This is a genomic window from Nocardia sp. NPDC004068 (genome assembly GCF_042874315.1).
In the GTDB taxonomy this organism is placed as follows: Bacteria; Actinomycetota; Actinomycetes; order Mycobacteriales; family Mycobacteriaceae; genus Nocardia.
On record NZ_JBIAMW010000004.1, the window covers coordinates 237,483 to 262,828 of the forward strand.

Consider the following 25,346-nt stretch of genomic DNA (forward strand, 5'->3'; position numbering starts at 1 on the left):
GTGGCCGCTTGGTTCGTGCTGCCCGAAAAACGTTCGGCCACAGGTCGATTCGTGGATTTCGAGGAGGCTCTGGTGCAGATGGTCCCGCTGGCCCCGGCGCAGCTCGGCGTCTGGTACGCCCAGCAGCTCGACCCGGCGACGCCGATCAATATCGCCCAGTACGTGGACGTGCGCGGCGAGGTCGACGCGGCGGTGCTGCAAGAGGTTTCGGTGGCGGCCGCGCGCGAGTTCGGTTCCACCGTGGCGCGCGTGGTGGTTTCGGACGGGGAGCCGTGGCTGTGCGTGGATCCCGGCCTGCCGGTCGAGATTCCGCTGATCGATCTGCGGGCCGAGGCCGATCCGGTCGCGGCCGCGCGGGCGTGGATGCGCGCGGACTACACCGCCCCGATCGATCTCACCGTCGACCGCCTGTTCGCGGGGGCCCTGCTGCGCGTCGCCGACCACCGCTACTTCTGGTATCTGCGCGTCCATCACCTGGTGCTCGACGGGTACGGGGCGCTCACCAACACCCGCCGGGTCGCCGAGCGGTACACCGCGCGGCTGCGCGGGACCGATCCCGGGCCGAACACCGCGGGCGAGCTCTCGGACCTGGTCGAGCGGGAGCTGTCCTATCGCGACAGCACCCGCTTCGCCGCGGACCGCGACTACTGGGCCGAGCGCGTGGCCGGATTGGAGCCGACCACCCTCGACGGCCGCAATGCCCCGCGCGCGGCGGGCAATCTCGTCTTCGGCCGCCGACTACCCGGCCGGGTCGTCGAACGTCTGAACGCGCGCGCCGCGGAACAGGATTCGACCCCGGCCGTCGTCCTGCTCGCCGCCTTCGCCGCGTACCTGGCCCGGATCACCGACCGCGACGAGGCCGTGCTCAGCCTTCCGGTCACCGCCCGCACCACCGCGGTCGCGCGCCGCTCGGCGGGGATGCTGTCCAATATCGTGCCGCTGCGACTGCCCGGGACGGGGAGCTGGGGTGCGCTGTTGCGCGCGGTCCGGGTGGAAGTGGCCGGGGCCCTGCGGCATCAGCGGTATCGGCACGAGGACATCCGCCGCGATCTGGGTCTGGACGGCGGCGCGGGCCGCGCGCTGTTCGGGCCGCTGGCCAATCTCATGCTGTTCCGGAGCGATCTGGCGTTGGGCGACACCGTCGGTCGCTATCACGTGCTGTCCACCGGCCCGGTCGAGGATCTGAGCTTGAACGTCTACTACGGCGACAGCGACCATGTGCACCTCGATCTCGAGGCCAATCCGAATCTCTACGACGCCGACGCTCTCGCCCGTCAGCACGCCCGTTTCGTCGGGTTCCTGGATCGGCTGCTCGATCTCGCCCTCGAACAGCCGGTGACCTCGGTCGAGGTGACCACGGAGCTGGAACGCGAGGTGACCCTGCGGATCTGGAACGACACCGCCGTCGACATCCGCGAGCTGGCGGCGGGCGGCGCCCGCGCCACGCTGGTGTCGATGTTCGAGGCGCAGGTCGCCCGGACCCCGGACGCGGTGGCGCTGCGGTTCGCCGACGCCCCCGACCACACCTACGCCGACCTGGCCGCGCGGGTGAATCGCCTTGCGCGCCATCTCATCTCGCTGGGCGTGGGCCCGGAGTCGCGGGTGGCGCTGCATCTGGACCGCTCCCCGGAGCTGGTGGTGGCGGTGCACGCCGTGCTCGCCGCCGGGGCGGCCTACGTCCCGCTCGATCCGGACCATCCCGCCGACCGCACCGCCTACGTCCTGGCCACGGCCGAGCCGGTCTGCGTGCTCACCACCTCCGGCGGTTTCCCCGAATCGCCCGTCCCCCGGGTGGAACTCGACCGCCTCGACCTGTCGGAGCTGCCCGCGGGTCCGGTGTGGGATCGGGAGCGCACCGCGCCGCTGCGCCCGGACCATCCGGCCTACGTGATCTTCACCTCCGGTTCGACCGGGCGACCCAAGGGCGTCGCGGTCACCCACGCCGCGATCGTCAACCGGCTGGTGTGGATGCAGCGCACCTATCGGCTGGGTCCCGGCGATGTCGTGTTGCAGAAGACCCCGGCCACCTTCGACGTGTCGGTGTGGGAGTTCTGCTGGCCCTTGCAGACCGGCGCGACGCTGGTGCCCGCACTGCCGGACGGCCATCGCGACCCCGCCTACCTGTGCCGGACCATCGCCGAATACGGTGTCACCGCAATCCATTTCGTGCCGTCCATGCTCGAGGTCTTCCTCGCCGAGGCGGAGGTGACCGCGTTGCGGTCGCTGCGGCTGGTCTTCTGTTCCGGGGAGGCGCTGCCCGCGTCGACCGCGCGGCGGCTGCTGGCCGCGACGCGGGCCCGGCTGCACAACCTGTACGGTCCCACCGAGGCCGCGGTCGACGTGACCGCCCACGAGGTGACCGCGGCGGACTCGACCGGGGTGCCGATCGGCGCCCCGGTGTTCAACACCCGGCTGTACGTGCTGGATTCACGGTTGCGGCCGGTGCCGGTCGGGGTCCCGGGTGAGCTGTATCTGTCGGGGGTTCAGCTCGCCCGGGGCTACGTCGGCAGACCGGATCTCACCGCGGGCCGTTTCGTGGCCGACCCCTTCGGGGTACGTGACTCGGGTGGCGCCTCCCGCATGTACCGCACCGGCGATCTGGTGCGCTGGACGGCGTCGGGTGAGCTGGAGTATCTGGGCCGCACCGACTTCCAGGTGAAGCTGCGCGGGCAGCGGATCGAGCCGGGGGAGATCGAGGCCGTACTCACGACGGTGGACGCGGTCGCGCGGGCCGTGGTGGTCGTGCGCGACGACACCGGCCTGGGCGAACAGCTGGTGGCCTATGCCGTCGAATCCGCCTCCGGCACAATCGATCCGCTGATCCTGCGGGCCGCGGTGGCCCGCCGCCTGCCCGCCTACATGATCCCCGCGGCCTTCGTCGTGCTGGACGCGCTGCCGGTGAACTCCTCCGGCAAGCTCGACCGCGCCGCGCTGCCCGCCCCCACCCGCGCCCAGTCCCGCCGCGACCCGGAGACGGCGACCGAACGCGCGATCGCCCGGGTCTTCGCGGAGGTGCTGGGCCGGGACACGGTCGGCGCGGACGACGACTTCTTCGCCCTCGGCGGCAATTCGCTGGTGGCGACGCGGCTCGCGGCCCGGCTCAACGCCGACCTCGGGGCGCGGCTCGGGGTGCGCGAGGTGTTCGCCGCGCCCACGGTCGCGGCCCTCGCCGCGGCCGTCGACACCGCGTTTCTCGACGAGGACTCCGCCGCGACCCGCCCGCTGCGGACGCGTCCGCGCCCGGAGGTGCTGCCGCTCTCGCCCGCGCAGCAGCGGATCTGGTTCCTCAATCGCCTCGAACGTGCGGGCGCGGCGTACAACATGCCGTTCGTGGTGCGGCTGTCCGGCGCCGCCGACCTCGACGCCCTGCGCGCGGCGCTGGCCGATGTGGCGGAGCGGCACGAGGTGCTGCGCACCGTATTCCCCACCCGCGCCGACGGTTCGGCCGAACAGCGGCCGGCCGCCTTCACCGCGCCCGCGATCGAGCCCGTCGACGCGGCCGAGCTCGACGCCGAACTGCGCCGGTTCGCGGCCCGCGGCTTCGACCTCGAACACGAGATTCCCTTGCGCGCCAGACTGTTTCGCGTCACCGAGACGGACTGCGCGCTCGCCGTCGTGCTGCACCACATCGCCGCGGACGGCCTGTCGCTGCCCGTGCTGGCCCGGGAGGTGGCGTTCGCCTACACCGCCCGTCGCGCCGGACACGCGCCCGACTGGCCGCCGCTGCCGGTGCAATACGCCGATTACACGCTGTGGTTGCGGGATCGGCTCGGCGATCCGGCCGATCCGGAATCGCTCGCGGCCGCGCAGCTGGCCCACTGGACCGCGGCCCTGGCCGGTGCGCCCGAACAGCTGGACCTGCCCGCCGATCGGCCGCGCCCGGTGGTCGCCAGCGGGCGCGGCGCGGTGCACGCCTTCGCGATTCCCGACGACCTGTTCCACGCCGCCGCGGCGGCCGCGCGGAATCACGGTGTGTCGCTGTTCATGCTGGTACACACGGCCCTCGCGGTGATGCTGGCCCGGCTGGCGGGCACCGACGACATCGTCATCGGCACCCCGGTATCGGGTCGCGGCGAGCGCGCGCTGGACGACCTGATCGGCATGTTCGTCAACACCCTCGCCCTGCGCACCCGGGTCCCGGCGGAACGCTCGTTCGCCGCGCTGCTCGCCGAGGTCCGGGATGCCGATCTGGCCGCCTTCGCGCACGCCGAACTGCCGTTCGAACAGCTGGTGGAGGCCCTCGAACCGACCCGATCGCGGGCCCGGCACCCGGTGTTCCAGGTGATGCTGTCCTTCGCGGGCGCCGACGCCGCCGCCGTCGAACTCCCCGGCCTGTCGGTGCGCACCGAGACCCTCGACACCGGCGTCACCAAATTCGATCTGCACCTCACCATTACCGAGCGCGCCACCGGCATCGACGCCGAATTCGCCTACACGACCGACCTTTTCGAGCCCGAGACCGTCGCCGGATTCGCGCGCGGATTCGTGCGGCTGCTGAGCGCGGCCCTCGCCGACGACGGCCGGGCCGTCGCCGATCTGCCCCTGCTGGACGCGGCCGAGCAGCGGCGGATCGAGGCGGCCGGACTGGGCGAGCGGTCGCCGCACCCCTACGAATCCGTGGTGGACGCGTTCCGGGCGCAGGCGCGCCGCACACCCGACGCCCTCGCCATCGTCGACGGCGAACACCGGCTCACCTACGCCGACACCGCCGCCCGGGTCGACCGGCTCGCCCGGCATCTGCGTGCCCGCGGCGTCGGCCCCGAGACCACGGTCGTGCTGAACATCGGCCGCTCGGCGGAATTCGTCGTCGCCGCCTGCGCGGTCCTCGCGGCCGGGGGCGCGTACGTGCCGGTCGATCCCGACCAGCCCGAGGCCCGCCTGCGGCACGCGGTCGAGGTGGCCCGTCCGATCCGGGTGCTCACCGCCGAGGACGTGCGCGACCTGGATCGCCGCGAGCCGCCCGCGGCCGGGACGCCGTCGCCGCGGCCCGCCGGGCTCGCCTACGCGATCTTCACCTCCGGATCCACCGGGCAGCCCAAAGGCGTTGCGATCCAGCACGATTCGCTGGCCAATCAGATCTCGTGGATCGCCGACGAATACGACATCACCCCCGCCGATGTGGTGCTGTTCAAGACGCCCACCACCTTCGACGTCTCGGTGTGGGAGATCTTCGCGCCGCTGTGCCGCGGGGCCCGGCTGGTGGTGGCGGCCCCCGGCGCGCACCGCGACACCGCCCAGCTGGCCCGCCTCATCGCCGAGCACGGCGTCACCATGACCTCCTTCGTGCCCGCGCAACTGGCGGTCTTCGCCGAGGAGATCGATCCCGCGCGCCTCGGCTCGCTGCGGCTGGTGTTCGCGGCGGGGGAGGCGCTGACCGGTGAGGTCGCCGCCGCCCTCCCGGAGCGCGTGCGGGTGCACAATCTCTACGGACCCACCGAATTCACCGTGCACGCCACGTATTTCCCGGTCACCGGCGCGCTCTCGGGACCGGTCCCGATCGGCACGCCGGTGCGCGAGGCCCGGGCCCGCGTCCTCGACGCCCGGCTGCGTCCGGTGCCGGATCTCGTGCCCGGCGAGCTGTACCTGTCCGGCGTCCAGCTGGCCCGCGGCTATCTGGGCCGCGCGGGTCTGACCGCCGAACGCTTCGTGGCCGCGCCCGGCGGGGAACGCATGTACCGGACCGGGGATCTGGTGCGCCGCCGCCGCGACGGCGCGCTGGAATACCTGGGCCGCGGCGACTTCCAGGTCAAGGTGCGCGGCCAGCGCGTCGAACTCGGCGAGATCGAGGCCGCGCTGCTGGCCGTGCCGGGCGTGCGCGCGGCGGCCGTCCGCGTCGTCGCGCATCGCGCCGGTGATCTGCTGGCCGCCTACCTCGTCACCGACCTGGCCGACCCGGAAACCGTTGTGGCCGAACGGCTCCGGGCCACGCTGCCGTCGTATCTGGTGCCGACGGTGTACCAGCGGCTCGACGCGCTGCCGCTGACCGCGTCCGGCAAACTCGACCGCAGGGCCCTGCCCGATCCGGTGCTCGCGCCGGTGCGGTTCCGGCCGCCGCGCACCCCCGCGGAGCGGACCGTCGCCGCCGTCTTCCGCCAGGTCCTCGGCGTGGATCGGGTCGGGCTCGACGACGACTTCTTCGCCCTGGGCGGCAATTCCCTGGCCGCCACCCGCATTTCGGGTCGGCTGGGCGGGCTGCTCGCCCGGGAGGTGCCGGTGCGCGCGCTGTTCGAACACCCGACCGTGGCCGCGCTGGCCCGGGGGCTGAGCGGGGAGGTCGCGCGCGCGGTGCCCGCCCCCGCCGCGGGCGTGCGGCCCGCGGTGGTGCCGTTGTCGTACGCCCAGCAGCGCATGTGGTTCCTCAACCAGTTCGACGCCGACGCCGTGCACAATCTGATCGCCGCCATCGCGCTGCGCGGACCGCTGGACACCGCAGCGCTCGGCGCGGCCGTCCTCGACGTGCTGGACCGGCACGAGGCGCTGCGCACCCGCTACCCGGCCGTCGACGGCGTGCCCCGCCAGGAGATCCTCCGCACCGACGAACTGACCCTCGATCCGCGCCCCCAGGACGTACCGGAAAGCGCGGTGCCGGAATACCTTCGGACCCTGTCGGAGACCCCGTTCGCCGTCGCCGAACAGCCCCCGATCCGAATCGAGGTGCTGCGCACCGCGCCCGGCGCGCACGTCCTGATCGTCGCCGTCCATCACATCGCCGCCGACGGCTGGTCCATCGGCCCGCTCACCCGGGACCTCCTGTGCGCCTACGCCGCCCGCGTCGACGGCACCCCGCCCGGCTGGCCCGAACTGCCCGTCCAGTACGCCGACTACGCGCTGTGGCAGCGGGCGGTGCTCGGCGCCGAGGACGATCCGGACTCGCTCATGGCCCGCCAGATCGCCTACTGGACAAGCGAACTCGACGCGCTGCCCGACGTGCTCGCCCTCCCGGCGGACCGGCCGCGCCCCGCGGTCGCCTCCGGCCGGGGCGCGCGCCACGAGTTCGTCCTCGACGCGCGGCGCGTGCACCGGCTGCGCGCGCTCGCCCAGGACGCGCACGCCTCGCTGTTCATGGCGCTGCACGCGGTGCTCGCGACGGTGCTGGCCAAGCTCGCCGCCACCGCCGACATCGCCATCGGCACCCCGGTCGCCGGACGCGGCGCGTCCGAACTCGACGATCTCGTCGGCATGTTCGTCAACACCCTGGTGCTGCGCACCGAGGTCGCACCCGAGCGCTCGTTCACCGACCTGCTGGCGAGTGTGCGGGAGACCGACCTGCGCGCCTTCGCCCACGCCGACCTGCCCTTCGAGCGCCTCGTGGAGATCCTGAACCCGCCCCGCTCGCGGGCGCGGCATCCGCTGTTCCAGGTCATGCTCGACCTGCGCGACGCGCCGCCCGTCGCCCTCGAACTCGCGGGCCTCGCCGCCGAGCGCCTCGACATCGCCTCGGACACCGCCAAATTCGACCTGCACGCGATCCTCACCCCGCGCCCCGACGGCGGCCTGGCGGCCACCCTCGAATACGCGACCGATCTGTTCGACCCCGCGACCGTCGCCGATTTCGCCCGCCGCTTGCCGCTCGCCGTCGACAAGCTCACCGCCCGGCCGCACGACCCGCTCGGCGCGGTGGACCTGCTGACCGACGCCGAACGTTCCCGGCTGCTCACCGCGTGGAACGACACTGCCCGCCCGCTGTCGGACACAGTGTTGGCCGCACTGTTCGCCGAGCGGGTGCGGCGCGCTCCCGACGCGCCCGCGCTCACCTTCGAGGGCACGACGCTCACCTATCGCGCCCTGTCCGATCGGGCCAACGCCCTCGCCCGGTATCTGCTCGACCGGGGCGCGGGCCCGGGAACCTGTGTCGCCCTGGCCCTGCCGCGTTCGCTCGATCTGGTGGTGGCCGTCTACGGGGTGACGCTCAGCGGCGCGGCGTACGTCCCGTTGGACCCGGATCATCCCCGCGCCCGGATCCAGGACATGCTCGCCACCGCGCGCCCGGTGTGCGTACTGACCGAACTGCCGGACCTGTCGGGCATCGACACCGCGCCGGTGACCGACGCCGACCGCCCGCGTCCGTCGCGGCCGTCGGACACCGCGTACATCATCTTCACCTCGGGCTCGACCGGTCGCCCCAAGGGTGTGGCGGTGCCGCAGTCGGCGATCGTGAACCGATTGCTGTGGATGCAGGCGGAATACGGGCTCACCGCGGCCGATGTGGTGTTGCAGAAGACCCCGGCCACCTTCGACGTGTCGGTGTGGGAGTTGTTCTGGCCCTTGCAGATCGGCGCGCGCCTGGTCGTGGCAGAACCCGGCGGGCATCGGGATCCGGCCTATCTCGCGGACCTCATCGCCGTCGAGGGTGTGACGGTCGCCCACTTCGTGCCGTCCATGCTGGCGGTGTTCGTCGCGGAAGAGGCGGCCGCGCAATGCGTCTCGCTACGGATGGTGTTCGCCTCGGGAGAGGCGTTGTCGCCCAGGCCCGCCCATCGCCTGCGCGAGCTGACCGGGGCGGAGCTGCACAACCTGTACGGCCCGACCGAGGCCGCGGTCGACGTCACCTATCACCGGGTCACCGACGCCGACACAGAGTCGGTGCCGATCGGCCGTCCCGTCGCCAATACCCGGGTCTATGTGCTGGACAACCGGTTACGTCCCGTCCCGCCGGGGGTGACGGGCGAGCTGTATCTCGCCGGTGCCCAGCTGGCGCACGGCTATGTCGCGCGCCCGGACCTGACCGCCGAGCGCTTCACCGCCGACCCCTTCGCGGGACCGGAGGGCGGGCGCATGTATCGCACGGGCGACCTCGCCACCTGGACCGCCGACGGCGAGCTGAAGTACCTGGGCCGCACCGACTTCCAGGTGAAACTGCGCGGGCTGCGGATAGAGCTCGGCGAGATCGAGGCCGCGCTCACCGCGATCGACGGCGTCGCCGGGGCGGTCGTCGCCCACCTCGACGAAACCTTGGTCGCCTATCTCGTGGCCGCCCCCGGCGTGGCCCTGGACGTTGATCTCGTCCGTGCCCGGCTCACCGAGCGCGTGCCCGGGTACATGGTCCCGGCCGTCGTCATGGTCCTCGACGAATTCCCGCTCACCGCCTCCGGCAAGCTCGACCGCAGGGCGCTGCCCGCACCGGTGTTCGCGGCCACCGAGTTCCGCGCCCCCACCACCTCGGTGGAGGAGGCCGTGGCGGGGACCTTCGCCGATCTGCTGGGTCTGGAGAAGGTCGGCGCCGACGACGATTTCTTCGCCCTCGGCGGCAACTCCCTGCTGGCCGCGCGCGTGGTGGCCCGGCTCGGCGCGCTGCTGGGCGCCCGGTTCCCCGTCCGGCTGATCTTCGACGCCCCCACCGTCACGGCCCTGGCCGCGCGCGCCGAGGCCGCCGCCCGCCACCACCATCTGCCCGCCCTCACCCCGCGCCCGCGCCCCGCCCGCGTCCCGCTGGCCCCGGCCCAGCACCGGCTCTGGTTCCTCAACCGCTACCGGGCCGATCACCCCGACGGCCCGGCCGCGGCCGTCGACAGCATTCCGCTCGCCATCCGCCTCTCCGGTCCCCTCGACCGCGCGGCCCTGGCGGCGGCCCTGGTCGACCTGGTCACCCGGCACGAGACCCTGCGCACGATCCACCCCGACGGTCCGGACGGCCCCGAACAGGTCGTGGTGGCCCCCGATATCCGCCTCGAGGAGCTCCCCGATTCCGCCACAACGACTTTCGCGAGCCGCGGATTCGATCTCACCCGGCAGACCCCGTTGCGCGCGGCGCTGGTCCCGCTCGCGCCCACCGAACACGTCCTCGTGCTGGTGCTGCACCACATCGCGGCGGACGGGTTCTCCCTCGGCCCGCTGGCCCGGGATCTGGTGACCGCCTACGACGCCCGGCGGCGCGGACACCCGACGCACTGGCGGGAGCTGCCGGTGCGGTACGCGGATTACGCGCTCTGGCAGACCGAAATGCTCGGCGCCGCCGAGGATTTCGGCTCCGAACTGCACCGCCAGCTCACCTACTGGCGCGACGCGCTGGCCGGTGCGCCGGAGGCGCTCGCCCTGCCCACCGATCGCCCGCACCCGGCCGAACCGTCGCACGCGGCGGGCACCCACCGGCTGGGCATCGATTCCGATCTACACGGCGAACTCGCCGAACTGGCCCGCAAATACGACGCCACCCTGTTCAGCACGGTGCACGCCGCGCTCGCGGTGCTGCTGGCCCGATTGTCGGGCGGGTCCGACATCACCATCGGCACACCGGTCGCCGGACGCGGTGACGCCGCCCTGGACGATCTGGTCGGCATGTTCGTCAACACCCTGGTGCTGCGCAGCGAGATCGACTTGCGCGAACGCTTCGACGACCTACTGAGAAAGGTTCGCGCCCAGGATATCTCGGCACTCTCGCACGCCGATGTCCCGTTCGATCGGATCGTCGAGGAACTCGCCCCCGCCCGCGCCGCGCACCGGCATCCGCTGTTCCAGGTCGCGCTGACCTTCCAGAACTTCACCATCCCGGCGGTGCGGCTGGACGGCCTCACGGTGCACCCCGAACCGATGGACGCGCTCGGCGCGAAATTCGATCTCCAGTTCACGGTCACCGAGGCGCGTGGCGGCGACGGCCGGGCCGCCGGGATGGATATCGAGATCACCTACGCCACCGACGTTTTCGACGCCGAGACGGTCGCCGTGCTGGCCCGCCGCTTCGCCCAGGTTCTCGCCGCCGTCGCCGCGGACTCCACCGTCGTGGTCGGCGATATCCAACTGCTCAGCGCCGAGGAGCAGCGCCGCGCCCTGCGCGAATGGGCCACCACGGCCCCGAGCGTCGCCGAAAAAGACACGCTGACAAAGAGATTCGCGGTCGTGGCAGCCGTCCGCCCAGGGGCCGTGGCGGTCCGCGCGGGCGGAACGAGCCTGACCTACCGCGATCTCGACATCCGCTCCGACCGGCTGGCGCGCCGCTTGATCGAGACGGGTGTGGGCCCGGAAACACTGGTGGCCGTGGCCTTGCCGCGTTCGGCCGAACTCGTGGTGGCCCTGCTGGCCGTGCTGAAGGCCGGCGGCGGCTACCTGCCGGTCGATCCGGCCTACCCCGCCGATCGCATCGCCTACGTCCTCGCCGACGCCCGCCCGCTGTGCGCGGTCACGGGGGCCGGGGCGACCCTGCCCGCGGACCGGTTCGCGGGCCCGATCATCGATGTCGACCAGCCGGACGTCCCGGCCGGGGCGATCACCGACGCCGACCGGCAAATGCCTCTGCGGCCGGAACACCCCGCCTACGTCATCTACACCTCCGGCTCCACCGGCCGCCCCAAGGGTGTGCTGGTGCCGCACGCGAATATCGTTGCCTTGCTGGACAACACGAGTCGCCTGTTCGACTTCGGGCCGTCGGATGTGTGGACGCTGTTCCACTCCTACGCCTTCGACTTCTCGGTCTGGGAGCTGTGGGGCGCGCTCCTGCACGGCGGGACGGTCGTGGTCGTGGACTACTTCACCGCCCGCTCGCCGCAGCAGTTCCGGGAGTTGCTGATCACCGAGGGTGTGACGGTTCTCAACCAGACCCCCTCGGCCTTCCATCAATTGGCCGCCGCCGACCTCGCCGAACCGCCCGCCGACCACGCCCTGCGCTACGTGATCTTCGGCGGCGAGGCCCTCGAACCGCGGCGGCTGCGCGACTGGTCGGCCCGCTACGGCGACACCCCGCGACTGATCAATATGTACGGCATCACCGAGACCACGGTGCACGTCTCGCACCGCCCGATCGCGCCGGAGACCGACGCCTCGGGCGTCATCGGCGGCCCGCTGCCGGGACTGACCGTGCGCCTGCTGGATTCGCGGCTGCGTCCGGTTCCGGTCGGCGTGCCCGGCGAGATCTACGTCTCCGGCCCGCAGCTCGCCCGCGGCTACCTCGACCGGCCCGCCCTGACCGCGGCCCGCTTCGTCGCCGACCCGTACGGCGACACCGGCGCGACGGCCTACCGGTCCGGCGACCTGGCCCGCTGGACCCGCGACGGCGAACTCGAATATCTGGGCCGCGCCGACCAGCAGGTGAATCTGCGCGGCTTCCGCGTCGAACTCGGCGAGATCGAGGCCGCCCTGCTCGCCGAGGACGAGGTGCGGGAGGCGGCCGTCGTCGTCCGCTCCGGCGACACCGCCGACCGGCTCGTCGGCTATGTGGTGGCCGCCGCCGCGACCGATCCGCGCGCGCTGCGCCGCCGCCTCGCGCTGCGGCTGCCCGAGCACATGGTGCCCGACGCGGTGGTCGTGGTCGACCGAATCCCATTGACCGGCAACGGGAAACTGGACCGCGCCGCCCTGCCCGCCCCCACCTTCGAGGCCGCCGCCTACCGCCGCCCCGCCACCGTCACCGAACAGCTGGTGGCCGACGCCTACGCCCAGGTTCTCGGCCGCGCGGCGGCGGTCGGCGCGGACGACGACTTCTTCGCCCTCGGCGGCAGCTCCCTGCTGGCCGCCAAGGCCGTCGCCCGCCTCGGCGCGGCCCTCGGCGCCCGGGTGCCGGTGCGCGCGGTCTTCGAGGCGCCCCGGGTGGCCGACCTCGCGGCCCGCCTCCGCGCGGACACCGACGTGCGCCCCGCCCTGATCGCCCGGGAACGGCCCGCCCACGTGCCGCTCTCGCCCGCCCAGCGGCGCATGTGGTTCCTCAACCGCTTCGACCGCGCTACCACCGCCTACAACATCCCCCTCGCCCTGCGCCTCACCGGCCGCCTCGACCTCGCGGCCCTGCGGGCGGCCGTGCGGGACGTCGTCGAACGGCACGAAACCCTGCGCACGGTGTACCCGGAGACCCCGGACGGCCCGGCGCAGGTCGTGCTGCCGACGGACGCGGCCGTGCCCACCCTGCACCCGACGGTCGTCCCGAATGCCGTTCTGGGACAACACCTCCGACAGCTCGCCGCGACCACCTTCGATGTCACCACCCGCGTTCCGGTCCACATCGAACTGCTCGAATGCGGCGGCGACGACCACGTACTCGCCGCGGTGCTGCATCACATCTGCGCCGACGGCTCCTCGATCGTGCCGTTCACCCGGGACCTGATGACCGCCTACACCGCCCGCCGCGACGGCTCGGCGCCCGCCTGGGATCCGCTGCCGGTGCACTACGCCGACTACGCGCTGTGGCAGCGCGAACTGCTGGGCAGCGAACCGGATCCGGCGTCCCTCGCCGCCCGTCAGCTCGGTTTCTGGACCGAGACCCTCGCGGGACTGCCCGATCAGCTGGAGCTGCCCACCGATCTGCCCCGGCCCGCCGTGCGGAGCCTGCGCGGCCGCACCCTGGACCTCACCGTGGACGCCGACCTGCACGCCCGGCTCGTCGCGGTGGCCCGCGCCCACGGGGCCACGCTGTTCATGGTGGTGCATGCCGCCTTCGCCGCCTGGCTGGCCCGGCTGTCCGGCACCGGCGACATCGCGGTCGGCACGCCGGTCGACGGTCGCGGGGACGCCGCGCTCGACGACGTCATCGGCATGTTCGTCAATACCGTGGTGCTGCGCACCGCCGTCGCCGAGGACGAACGGTTCATCGATCTGCTCACCCGGGTCCGCGCCGCCGACATCGCGGCCCTGTCGCACTCCGACATCCCCTTCGAACGCCTGGTGGAGGTGCTCAATCCGAACCGCTCCACCGCCCGGCACCCGCTGGTCCAGGTGGGCTTGTCGTTCCACAACCACGAGCGCGCGGACCTCCGGCTGCCCGGTCTCACCGTCGCGCCGATCGAAACCGCCCCGGACACGGCGCAATTCGATCTGCACCTGTTCGCCGTCGACAACTACACCGCCACCGGCGACCCGACCGGCATGGACCTCACCCTCGGCTGGGCCACCGACCTGTTCACCGAGCCGACCGCGCACCGGCTGCTCACCCAGCTGCGCGATGTGCTGGAAACCGTTGCCGCCCAACCGGGTATCACGATCGGCGACTTGGATCTGCTCGGCGCGCAACGCGAGCTGCTTGCCGGATGGAACGACACCGATCACCCGCTGCCGCCCGCGACCCTGGCCGAACTGTTCGACCGGCAGGCCGCGGCCACCCCGGCCGCCGTCGCCCTCGTCGACGAGACCGGCGCCACCCTCACCTACGCCGAATTCGACGCCCGCGCAAACCGTCTCGCCCGCCATCTGATCGCCGCCGGGGTGCACCCGGAGACCACGGTCGCGCTGACCCTGCGCCGCTCGGCGGATCTCGTCGTCGCCATGTACGCGGTGGTCAAGGCGGGCGGCGCCTACGTGCCCCTCGACCCCGACCACCCCGCCGACCGCATCCGCCACATCCTCGACACCGCCGCCCCGATCCGCGTGCTCGACACCCTCGACGGGCTGGACCTGTCGGACCACTCGCCGCTCCCGGTGACCGACGCCGACCGGCTCGCGCCCCTGCGTCCGGAGAACCCGGCGTATGTCATCTTCACCTCCGGATCCACCGGCACCCCCAAGGGCGTCGCGGTGCCGCACGCCGCCGTGACCAACCAATTGCGCTGGCTGCGAGAGCGTTTCGGCCTCGACGGCGACCAATGCGCCCTGCTGAAGACGCCCGCCACCTTCGATCTGTCGGTATGGGAGTTCTGGTCGCCCCTCACCAGCGGCGGCCGGATCGTGGTGACCGCCCCCGGGGACGAACGCGATCCGGACCGGTTGCGGGAGGCGATGATTCGCCACGGCGTGACCGTTCTGCACGCGGTGCCCTCGCTGCTCGGCCTGCTGACCGCGACCGACGCCCCGCTGCCCGCCACGCTCCGCACGGTGCTCGCCATCGGCGAGGCGCTGCCGCCGTCGCTGGCCGCCGAGGTCCGCCGCCGCGGCGACGCCCGGCTGTACAACCTGTACGGACCCACCGAAACCGCCGTCTCCGTCACCGCTTTCGAGGTGACCGCCGACCACGAGCACACCGTCCCCATCGGCACACCGGTGTGGAACAGCCGCGCCCACGTCCTCGACCACCGGCTGCGGCCGGTCCCGATCGGGGTGCCGGGCGAGTTGTACCTGTCGGGCGCGCAACTCGCGCGCGGCTACCAGGGCCGCGCCGCGCTCACCGCCGCCCGCTTCGTGGCCGATCCCTCCGGTGACGGGACGCGCGTGTACCGCACGGGCGATATCGTGCGCCGCCGCGCGGACGGCGGCCTCGAATACCTGGACCGCGCCGACTTCCAGGTCAAGGTCGGCGGGTTCCGCATCGAACTCGGCGAGATCGAGACCGCCCTGCTGCGCCGCCCCGGCGTGACCGCCGCCGTCGCGGTGGCCCATGCGAACCCCGACGCCGGAACGCGGCTCATCGCCTATGCCGCTGTGCCGCAGGGCGATTCGACCGGCGAACGACTACGCGCGGCGCTGCTGCGGGAACTGCCCCGCTATATGGTCCCCGCGGCCGTCGTGGTGCTGAAGACGCTGCCGCTCAACGCCAATGGCAAGATCGACCGCGCCCGGCTGCCCCGCCCGGTGTTCACCGAGGCCGTCTTCCGCGCCCCGGTCGGCGCGACCGAGAACCGGATCGCCGCGGCCTTCGCCGAGCTGACCGGTGTCGCCGCCGCGGGCCGCGACGACGACTTCTTCGCCTTGGGCGGCAATTCGCTGCTCGCCACCCGGCTCGCGGCGCGGCTGGCCGCCGACCTAAGCGTCGGCGTCCCGGTGTCGGCGGTGTTCGCGGCACCCACCGTGGAAAGCCTTGCCGCCCTGGTCGATTCGGCCGAAACCGCCGCCGAACCGGCCCTCGTCCGCCGCCCCGGCGCCGAGCCCGCGCCGCTGTCCCCGGCCCAGCGGCGCATGTGGGTGCTCAACCGGCTGACCCCGGATTCGGCCGCCTACCACGTCCCGATCGCCCTGCGGCTGCGCGGCGACCTCGATGTCGACGCCCTCGCGGCCGCCGCCGCCGACCTGCTCGACCGGCACGAGATCCTGCGCACCCGCTATCCCGAACTCCACGACGAACCGGTGCAACAGGTGTGCCCGGCCGCCGAGGTCGACCTCGACCTCACCCCGCGACCGATCAACCCCGACGAAACCGCGACGCACATAGCCGAATTCGTCTCCCGTGGTTTCGACGTCACCGCCGCCCCGCCGATCCGGACGACGCTGCTGCGCCTCGGCCCCACCGAGCACATCGTGGTGGTGGTCGTGCATCACATCAGCGCCGACGGCTACTCCATGCTGCCCCTCGCCCAGGACCTCATGACCGCCTACACCAGCCGCCGCGCGGGCCGCGCCCCCGGCTGGCCGCCGCTCGCGGTCCAGTACGCCGACTACAGCCGGTGGCAGCACGAACTCCTCGGCTCCGACACCGACCCCGACAGCCGCGCGGGCCGCCAGCTCGACTACTGGACCCGGCGGCTCGCCGACGCGCCCGACGTGCTGGACCTGCCCACCGACCGCCCCCGTCCGGCCCGCCGCGACACCCGCTGCGCCACCGTCGAATCGGAGCTCGACGCGGCCACCGCCGCCGCGCTGGGCGAGCTGGCCCGCGACCACGGCACCACCCTGTTCACCGTGCTGCACAGCGCCTTCGCGGTGCTGCTGGCCAAGCTGTCCGGAGCCCGCGACCTCACCATCGGCGCCCCGGTCGCGGGCCGGGGACGGCGCGAACTCGACGGCATGATCGGCATGTTCGTCAACACGGTCGCGCTGCGCACCGAGATCGATCCGCGCGCGAGCTTCGCGGAACTGGTGCGGCACACCGGCGCCGGGAATCTGGCCGCGCTGCACCACACCGAGGTGCCCTTCGAGCGCGTGGTCGAGGCCACCGGCCGCCGCCGCGCGAGTTCCCACACCCCGCTGTTCCAGGTGCTGTTCACCTTCCAGAACCTGCCGCGGGTCGAGCTCGAACTGCCCGGCCTGACCGTCGAGGCCCTCGACCTCGGGGTGGGGGAGGCGAAATACGATCTGCACCTGACCGTGGTCGACCGGGACGACGCGGGCCTGGGCCTGCGATTCGACTACGCCACCGACATCTTCGACCACGACACCGTCGCGCGGCACGCCGAACGCCTGCTGCGCGTGCTCGCCGAGGTTGCCGCGAACCCGTCGATTCCCGTGCGCGCCATCGACATTCGCACCGCCGCCGAACGCGGCGCACCCCCCGACCCGGACCGGCTCGACGACCTCCCCGACGTGATCGCCGCCGCCCCGCCGGCCGCGGTGGCCGTGCGGCACGACGGGCGCGAGATCACCTTCGCCGAACTGCACACCACCCTCACCGCCGTCCGCCGCGCGCTGGGCGCCGCCGCCACCGCCGAGGCCGTCCTGCACGTCGCCCTCGCGCGACTGGTCCCCGGCCTGCCCGCCGCCGTGGGGGCCGACGGCCTCACCCGAATCCTGCGTTCCCTGCGCGACCACGCGCGGGGACCGATCCGCTCGGAAGGAACTCTCTGATGTCGCACGCCGAGTACATCGCCTCCCTCCGGCCCAGCCGTCCCCGGCCGCCGCGCGACGCCTACGGACTCGCCGACCTGCCGGACCTCGTCGCCACCGTCGCCGGACTCGACCCCGGCCGCGTCGCGCTGCGGCACGACGGCCACGCCCTCGCCTACGGTGAGCTCGCCGCCGAACTGGCCGCGCTCGGCGCGGCGCTGGGCGGCGCGCTCGGTCCCGACGCGCTCGTCTCGATGGCCGTCTCCACCCGCCTGCCCGGCCTGCTGGACGCGGCCGAGGGCGCGCTGGCCGCCGCGCTCGACGACCTGCTCACCGACGCCCTCGACGCGGCCGCCGACGTGCTCGAGCCCAACCTCGCCCCGCCCGACACCCTCGCCACGCTGTTCGCCGAGCAGGTGCGCCGCACCCCCGACGCCGTCGCCCTCGAATTCCGGGGCGACACCCTCACCTACGCCGAAGTGGACGCGCGCGCAACGGCTCTCGCGCATCGCCTGGTCGATCTCGGCGTCGGCCCGGACGCGCTGGTCGGCATCGCGCTGCGGCGCTCGCTCGAGCTGCCGATCGCGCTGCACGCCGTGCACAAGTCGGGCGGCGCGTACGTGCCCCTCGATCCGGATCACCCGGCCGAACGCCTCGCCCACGTCCTCGAGGTGGCCGCGCCCGTCGTCGTGCTGACCGCCGCGGATGAACCGGCCCTACCGCCCGGCACCCCGGTGCTGCGCGTCGACGCGGCCGGGGGCGAGAGCGGCGGCGACGCACCGCTGCCGACCTCGCTGCCGGACAATCTCGCCTACGTCATCTTCACCTCCGGCTCCACCGGCCGCCCCAAAGGCGTTGCGGTGTCGCATCGTTCGATCGTGGCGAACCTGCGCTGGCGGCAGCGCCGCTATCCGCTGCTGCCCACCGATGTGGTGGTACAGAAGACCCCGGCCACCTTCGACGTGTCGGTGTGGGAGTTGTTCTGGCCCTTGCAGATCGGCGCCCGCCTCGTCGTCGCCGAACCCGACGGGCACCGCGACCCGGCCTATCTGATCCGCGTGATCACCGAGAAACGCGTCACCGTCGCCCATTTCGTGCCGTCCATGCTGGCCGTATTCGCCGACGCGGCCCGCGACCGGTCGGCCGGACTCGACTCGCTGCGTACCGTCTTCGCCTCCGGTGAGGCGCTGCCCGCCGAAACGGCCGCCGCCTTCCGCGAGATCAGCGGCGCCACCCTGCACAACCTGTACGGGCCGACCGAGGCGGCGGTGGACGTCACCGGCCACGAGGTGACCGGCGAGGATCGGCTGAGCGTGCCGATCGGCGCGGCCGCCGACGACGTCGAGCTGCTGATCCTCGACGACGCCCTGCGGCCGGTGCCGCCCGGCGTGGTGGGGGAGCTGTATCTGGCCGGGGTGCAGCTGGCGCGCGGCTACACCGCCCGTCCCGCCCTGACCGCGGAGCGTTTCGTCGCCGCCCCGGACGGCGCGCCCGGCGACCGCATGTACCGCACCGGCGACCTCGTGCGCCGCCGCCCGGCCCGCGACGGCGGACCGGGCGAACTGGAGTACCTGGGCCGCATCGACTTCCAGGTCAAACTGCGCGGCCTGCGCATCGAACTCGGCGATGTCGAGGCCGCGCTGCTGCGGCAGCACACGGTCTCGCAGGCCGCGGTGGTGCTGCGTCCCGGAACCGCGGGCGATCGGCTCATCGGGTACGTGGTCGCCGCCGCGGGCGAGACCGTCGATCGGGCCGCCGTGCTCGCCGACGCGCGGACGCGACTGCCCGACTACATGGTGCCGGCGGTGCTGGTCGAACTGGACGCCATGCCGGTGAACCCGAGTGGGAAACTGGATCGCCGCGCCCTGCCCGACCCCGAGATCGATACCGGGACAACCGAATTCCGTGAACCCGGCACGGACGCGGAACGCGCGGTCGCGGAGATCTTCGCCGACCTGCTGGCCGTCGACCGGGTGGGCGCCGACGACGACTTCTTCGCCCTCGGCGGCAACTCCCTCATCGCCACCCGGGCCATCGCCCGCATCGGCGCGGCGCTCGGCGTCGATCTCGATGTGCGCGACTTCTTCGACCGGCCCACCCCCGCCGGGCTGGCCGCCCGGTCCGCTGCCACCCCGGCCCGCCCGCCGCTGGTCGCCGGACCGCGCCCCGACCGGATCCCGCTGTCCCCGGCGCAACGGCGCATGTGGTTCCTCAACCGCCTCGCGCACGACGAATCCGGTTCCGGCGCGGCCGCGGTCGACAACATCCCCGTCGCGCTGCGGCTGCGCGGCGCGCTGGACGTTCCCGCGCTGGCGGCCGCCGTCGCCGATGTGCTCGCCCGGCACGAGGTGCTGCGCACGGTCTACCCGGAGACGCCCGACGGCCCGGCGCAGCTGATCACCGCTGCCGGAGCGGTCGAACTCGACCCGATCGACGTGCCGGAGCACGAACTCGCCGAGGTCGTCAGCGCCGTCGCCACGACGGACTTCGACGTCACCCGCGAGGTGCCGGTCCGAATCCGGCTGCTGCGCACCGGAATAGACGACCACACGGTGGTCCTGGTCGTGCACCACATCGCCGCCGACGGCGTCTCGCTGGGCCCGCTGCTGCGCGATCTCGGCGCCGCCTACGCGGCCCGCCGGTCCGGGCGCGCGCCGGAGTGGACGCCGCTCCCCGTGCAGTACGCCGACTACGCGCTGTGGCAGCGCCGCGTGCTCGGCGCGGAGAGCGATCCCCGTTCGGAGGCGGCCCGCCAGATCGCCTTCTGGACAATGGAATTGGCCGAGCTGCCCGCCCAGCTCGATCTGCCCGCCGACCGTCCCCGGCCCGCGGTGTCGAGCTATCGCGGCGCGACCACCGAATTCGGTATCGACACCGCGACGCGCGCGGCGGTCGAGCGGCTCGCCGCGCGCCTGCGGGCGACGCCGTTCATGGTGCTGCACACCGCGCTCGCGGTGCTCGCCGCCCGCCTGTCCGGCACCGGCGATATCGCCATCGGCACGCCGGTCGCCGGGCGCGGCGAACGCGGACTCGACGACCTCGTGGGCATGTTCGTCAATACGGTCGTGTTGCGCACCGAGATTCGGGGCGAGCGCGGTTTCGCCGACCTCGTGGCCGCCGTCCGCGAGACCGACCTGCGCGCGTTCGCCCACCGCGACATCCCCTTCGAACGCCTGGTGGAGGTGCTCGATCCCGCGCGTTCCCGGGCCCGGCATCCGCTGTTCCAGCTGGCGTTGTTCATGCAGGACCTCGGCCTTCCGGCGGCCGCGTTCCCCGGGGCCGAGGCCGAACCGGTCGACTTCGATCCCGGTTTCGCCAAATTCGATCTGCAACTGACCGTTTCGCCCGCCGCGACCGGGTATCGCGCCGAATTCACCTACGCCACCGACCTTTTCGATCCCGCGACCGTGGACGAGTTCACGGCGAAGTTCCTGCGCCTGCTCACCGCGGCCCTCGCCGACCCCGACCGCCCGGTGGGCGATCTGGAACTGCTCGACCCGGGCGAACTCGACTACGTCACCGGCACCTGGAACGCCAGCGGCCGCCGGGTGCCCGACCGCTTCCTGCACGAGGGCTTCGACGCCCAGGTACGCCGCACCCCCGCCGCGCGGGCGCTCGTGTACGGCGACACCGAACTGACCTACGCCGACCTGTCCGAACGGGCCAACCGGCTGGCCCGCCTGCTCATCGAGACCGGGGTGGGCCCCGAGACGCTCGTGGTGCTGGCCCTGCCGCGGTCGATCGATCTGATGGTCGCCATGTACGCGGTGCTGCGGGCGGGCGCGACCTATGTGCCGGTCGATCCCGCGCACCCGGCCGAGCGCATCGCGCACGTCCTCGCGGTCGCGCGCCCGCACACCGTGCTCACCACCTCGGCAGTGACCGTCGACCTGCCGCACGCGGGGCCCACGCACCGCCTCGACGAACTCGACCTGTCGGACCGGTCCGGCGCGCGCATCGAGGACCGGGACCGCCGCGCCGCCCTGCACCCCGACCATCCGGCCTACGTCATCTTCACCTCCGGTTCGACCGGCGCCCCCAAGGGGGTGGCCGTGCCGCATCGCGCCATCGCCAATCAGCTGGCCTGGATGCGGGAGTGGTACGACGTGCGCGCGGACGACGTCTACCTCCAGAAGACCGCGACCACCTTCGACGTGTCGCTGTGGGGATACTTCCTGCCGCATCGCGTCGGCGCGACCGTGGTCCTCGCCGATCCCGAGGGTCACCGGGACGTGGCCTATCTCGCGGAAACCATTGCGCGCCACCGCGTCACGCTCACCGATTTCGTGCCGTCCATGCTGGCGGTGTTCGCCGCGCATGTCCGCCGCGACGACATCGCCTCGCTGCGCGACGTGTTCGTCATCGGCGAGGCCCTGCCGCCGGAGGTCGTCGCGGCCTTCCGGGCGGCGAGCGACGCCGGACTGCACAATCTGTACGGTCCGACCGAGGCGGCGGTGTCCATCACCGCGCACGAGGCCACCGACGCCGATACGCGCGGCGTGCCGATCGGTGAGCCGGAATGGAATTCGCGCGTCTACGTGTTGGACGCGCGCCTGCATCCGGTTCCGATCGGGGTGCCCGGCGAACTGTATCTGGCGGGCGTGCAGCTGGCCCGGGGTTATCACGGCCGCGCGGACCTCACGGCACAGCGTTTCGTGGCCGACCCCTTCGGGGTCTATAGGAGCGCCGCTGGCAATCACAAGAGCGCCGCTGGCGAGACCGGCGCGCGCCTGTACCGCACCGGCGATCTGGTGCGCTGGACCTCCGAAGGCGAGCTGGAGTACCTGGGCCGCACCGATTTCCAGATCAAGTTCCGCGGGCAGCGGCTGGAACCGGCGGAGATCGAATCCGCGCTGCTGCGCTCGCCCGCGGTGAGCCAGGCCGTGGTCCGGCTCGTCGACGGCGATCACCTCGTCGCCTACGTCATCCGCTGTCCCGGAACCGAACTCGACACCGAGCGGCTGCGCGCGGATCTGGCGGCGCTGCTGCCGTCCGCGCTCGTGCCCACGGCCGTGCTGGAACTCGACGCGTTCCCGCTCAACACCAGCGGTAAACTCGATCGCGCCGCACTGCCGGTACCGGTATTGCGCGCCAACGCCTTCCGTGACCCCGCGACCCCCACCGAACGGCTGGTGGCGCGCGTGTTCGCGGAGGTGGTGCGGGCCGAACGCGTCGGCGCGGACGACGACTTCTTCGCCCTGGGCGGCGGCTCCCTGGCCGCCACCCAGGTCACCGCGCGGCTCGGCGCCGAACTCGGCACCCGGATCCCGGTGCGGCTCCTGTTCGACGCCCCCACGGTGGCGGCCCTCGCCCACGCCCTGGACGCCCGCGGCGCGGACACCCCCCGGCCGCCGCTCACGACACAGCCACGGCCCCAACGGATTCCGCTCTCCCCGGCGCAACGGCGGCTGTGGTTCCTCAACCGGGTCGAGGTCCAGGAGGGAGCCGCCCCCGCCTACAACCTGCCGGTCGCGTTCCGCCTCACCGGGCCGCTGCGGGTGGCCGCCCTCGAACAGGCCCTGCGGGATGTCATTGCGCGCCAAGAGGTTCTGCGCACCCACTACCCGGACGACGGGGACGGCCCGTACCAGCACATCGCCGCCCCCGGCGAGATCGCCCTCGAGCTGACCCCGATGCCGGTCACCGAAGCCGAACTGCCCGCCGCGCTCGCGGCCGTGGCCGGTCGCACCTTCGACGTCACCCGCGCCGCGCCGGTCGCCGTCGCCCTGTTCCGGATCACCGCCACCGACCACGTTCTGATCGTGGTCCTGCACCACATCGCCGCGGACGCCCTGTCGGCGGCCCCCTTCGCCGCGGACCTGTTGCGCGCCTACCGCGATCGCCGCGCCGACACCGAACCCGGCTGGGACGCACTGCCCGTGCAGTACGCCGATTACAGCTTGTGGCAGCACGACCTGCTCGGCCCCGACACCGCGCCGAGCCCCTGGGCGCGCGAACAACTGCGCTATTGGCGAGACGCCCTCGCGGACCTGCCTGCCCAACTCCCCCTGCCCACCGACCGTCCTCGCCCCGCCCGGCCGACCGGCGCGGCCGCGGCCGTGGACTTCCCGCTCGATGCCGACCTCGAGGCCCGGCTGCGCGATCTGGGCGTTCGGCACGGCGCCACCCTGTTCATGGTGCTGCACGCCGCCTTCGCGGTCGTCCTGGCCCGCACCTGCGCCACCACGGATATCGCGGTGGGCACCCCCGTCGCTGGTCGCGGCGAGCGCGAAACCCGGGATCTGGTCGGCATGTTCGTCAACACGCTCGTCCTCCGCACCCCGGTCGCGGGCCACGACTCGTTCGCCGATCTGCTGAACCGGGTGCGTGACACCGATCTCGACGCCCTCGCCCACGCCGAACTCCCCTTCGAACGCCTGGTGGACGAGTTGGCCGTGGACCGCACCACCGGCGCCCACCCGCTGTTCCAGGTCATGTTCAGCGTCTTCGAGTCCGAGGACACCGCCCTGCCCGCGCTCGGGACGACCGACCTCACCCTCACCCCGCTCGACCTGCCCGACCCCACCGCCAAGGCCGACCTGCACCTGATCCTGCGCGCCGGGAACGGCATCGCCGGGAGCCTCCGCTTCGCGACCGACCTGTTCGACCCGGCCACCGCCGCCGCGCTGGCCGACCGCCTCACCCGCGTCCTCCGCGCCGTCGCCGCCGATCCCGGTGTGCCCGTGGGCGATATCGATCTGCTGAGCGCGGACGACCGCGCCCGGCTCGCACCCGTCCGGCACGTCGAGGCGTCGGCGGAGACGCTGGTGTCGTTGTTCGAGGCGCAGGTGACGCGGACGCCGTCGCGGCCCGCCGTCTCGTTCGAGGACGTCACGCTGTCGTACGCCGAGTTCGCGGCCCGGGTGCATCGACTCGCGCATCATCTGGTCGAGCGGGGCGTGGGGCCGGATTCGGTGGTGGCGCTGCGATTCCCGCGCTCGATCGATCTGGTGGTGGGGATGTACGCGGTGGTGGCGGCGGGCGGGGCGTATCTGCCGCTCGATCCCGAGCATCCGGCCGAGCGGATCGCGCACATCCTCGCGGTCGCGCGGCCGGTGTGCGTGCTGTCGGCCGACGACGTGCCGGATCTGTCGGGCTATCCGGAAACGCCGCTGCCGCATCGTGATCCGCGACCGGACAGCCTCGCCTACGTCCTGTTCACCTCCGGATCGACCGGCCGCCCCAAGGGCGTCGCGGTCACCCATCGCGCGATCGTGAACCGGCTGCGCTGGATGCAGGAGGAGTGCGTCACCCTGGACGGCGCCGACGCCGTCCTCCAGAAGACGCCCGCGACCTTCGATGTGTCGGTCCCCGAGTTCTTCTGGCCCTTGCAGGCCGGGGCCCGGCTGGTGCTGGCGCGTCCCGACGGGCACCGCGATCCGGGGTATCTGGCCGAGGTGATCCGCCGGGAGGCCATCACGGTCGCGCATTTCGTGCCGTCCATGCTCACCGCGTTCCTCGCCGAAGACGCTGCCGCGCAGTGCGTTTCGCTGCGGCACTTGCTCTGCTCCGGGGAAGCGCTGCCCGCCCCCGCCGCGCGCCGCGCGCGGGAGCTGCTCGGGGCCCGCGTCCACAACCTCTACGGGCCGACCGAGGCCGCCGTGGAGGTCACCTGGCACGAGGTCACCGACGCCGACACCGAGACCGTCCCCATCGGCCGCCCGATCCGCGCCACCGGCTGCCACGTGCTGGACGCCCGGCTGCACCCGGTGCCCGTCGGCGTCGCCGGTGAGCTGTATCTGACCGGGCCGCAGCTGGCCCGCGGTTACCTCGGCCGTCCCGACCTCACCGCCGACCGTTTCGTCGCCGACCCCTTCGTGGCGACCGGCTCCCGCATGTATCGCACGGGCGACCTGGTGAAGCGGACCCGCGCGGGTGACCTGGAGTACCTGGGCCGCACCGACTTCCAGGTGAAGCTGCGCGGCCTGCGCATCGAACTCGGCGAGATCGAGGCCGCCCTCACCGCCCACGACACCGTGACCCACGCGGTGGTGACCGTGCGCGAGGACCGCCTCGTCGCC

The 25,346-nt window shown here is 73.1% G+C and carries 2 protein-coding genes (1 of these 2 only partly in view); both read left to right on the forward strand.

Features of this window, described 5'->3' with window-relative positions:
- Positions 1-17,346, forward strand: a complete 17,346-nt coding sequence (locus tag ACFYTQ_RS12135; protein WP_387359695.1) for a non-ribosomal peptide synthase/polyketide synthase — start codon at positions 1-3, stop codon at positions 17,344-17,346.
- Positions 17,346-25,346, forward strand: partial view of a non-ribosomal peptide synthase/polyketide synthase gene (locus ACFYTQ_RS12140; RefSeq protein WP_387359697.1) — the start only. Its footprint extends 16,989 nt past the window's final position; the window shows 8,001 of its 24,990 coding nt (coding positions 1-8,001); the start codon lies at positions 17,346-17,348; its stop codon lies off the right edge, out of view. The genes ACFYTQ_RS12135 and ACFYTQ_RS12140 overlap by 1 nt, the downstream gene beginning before the upstream one ends.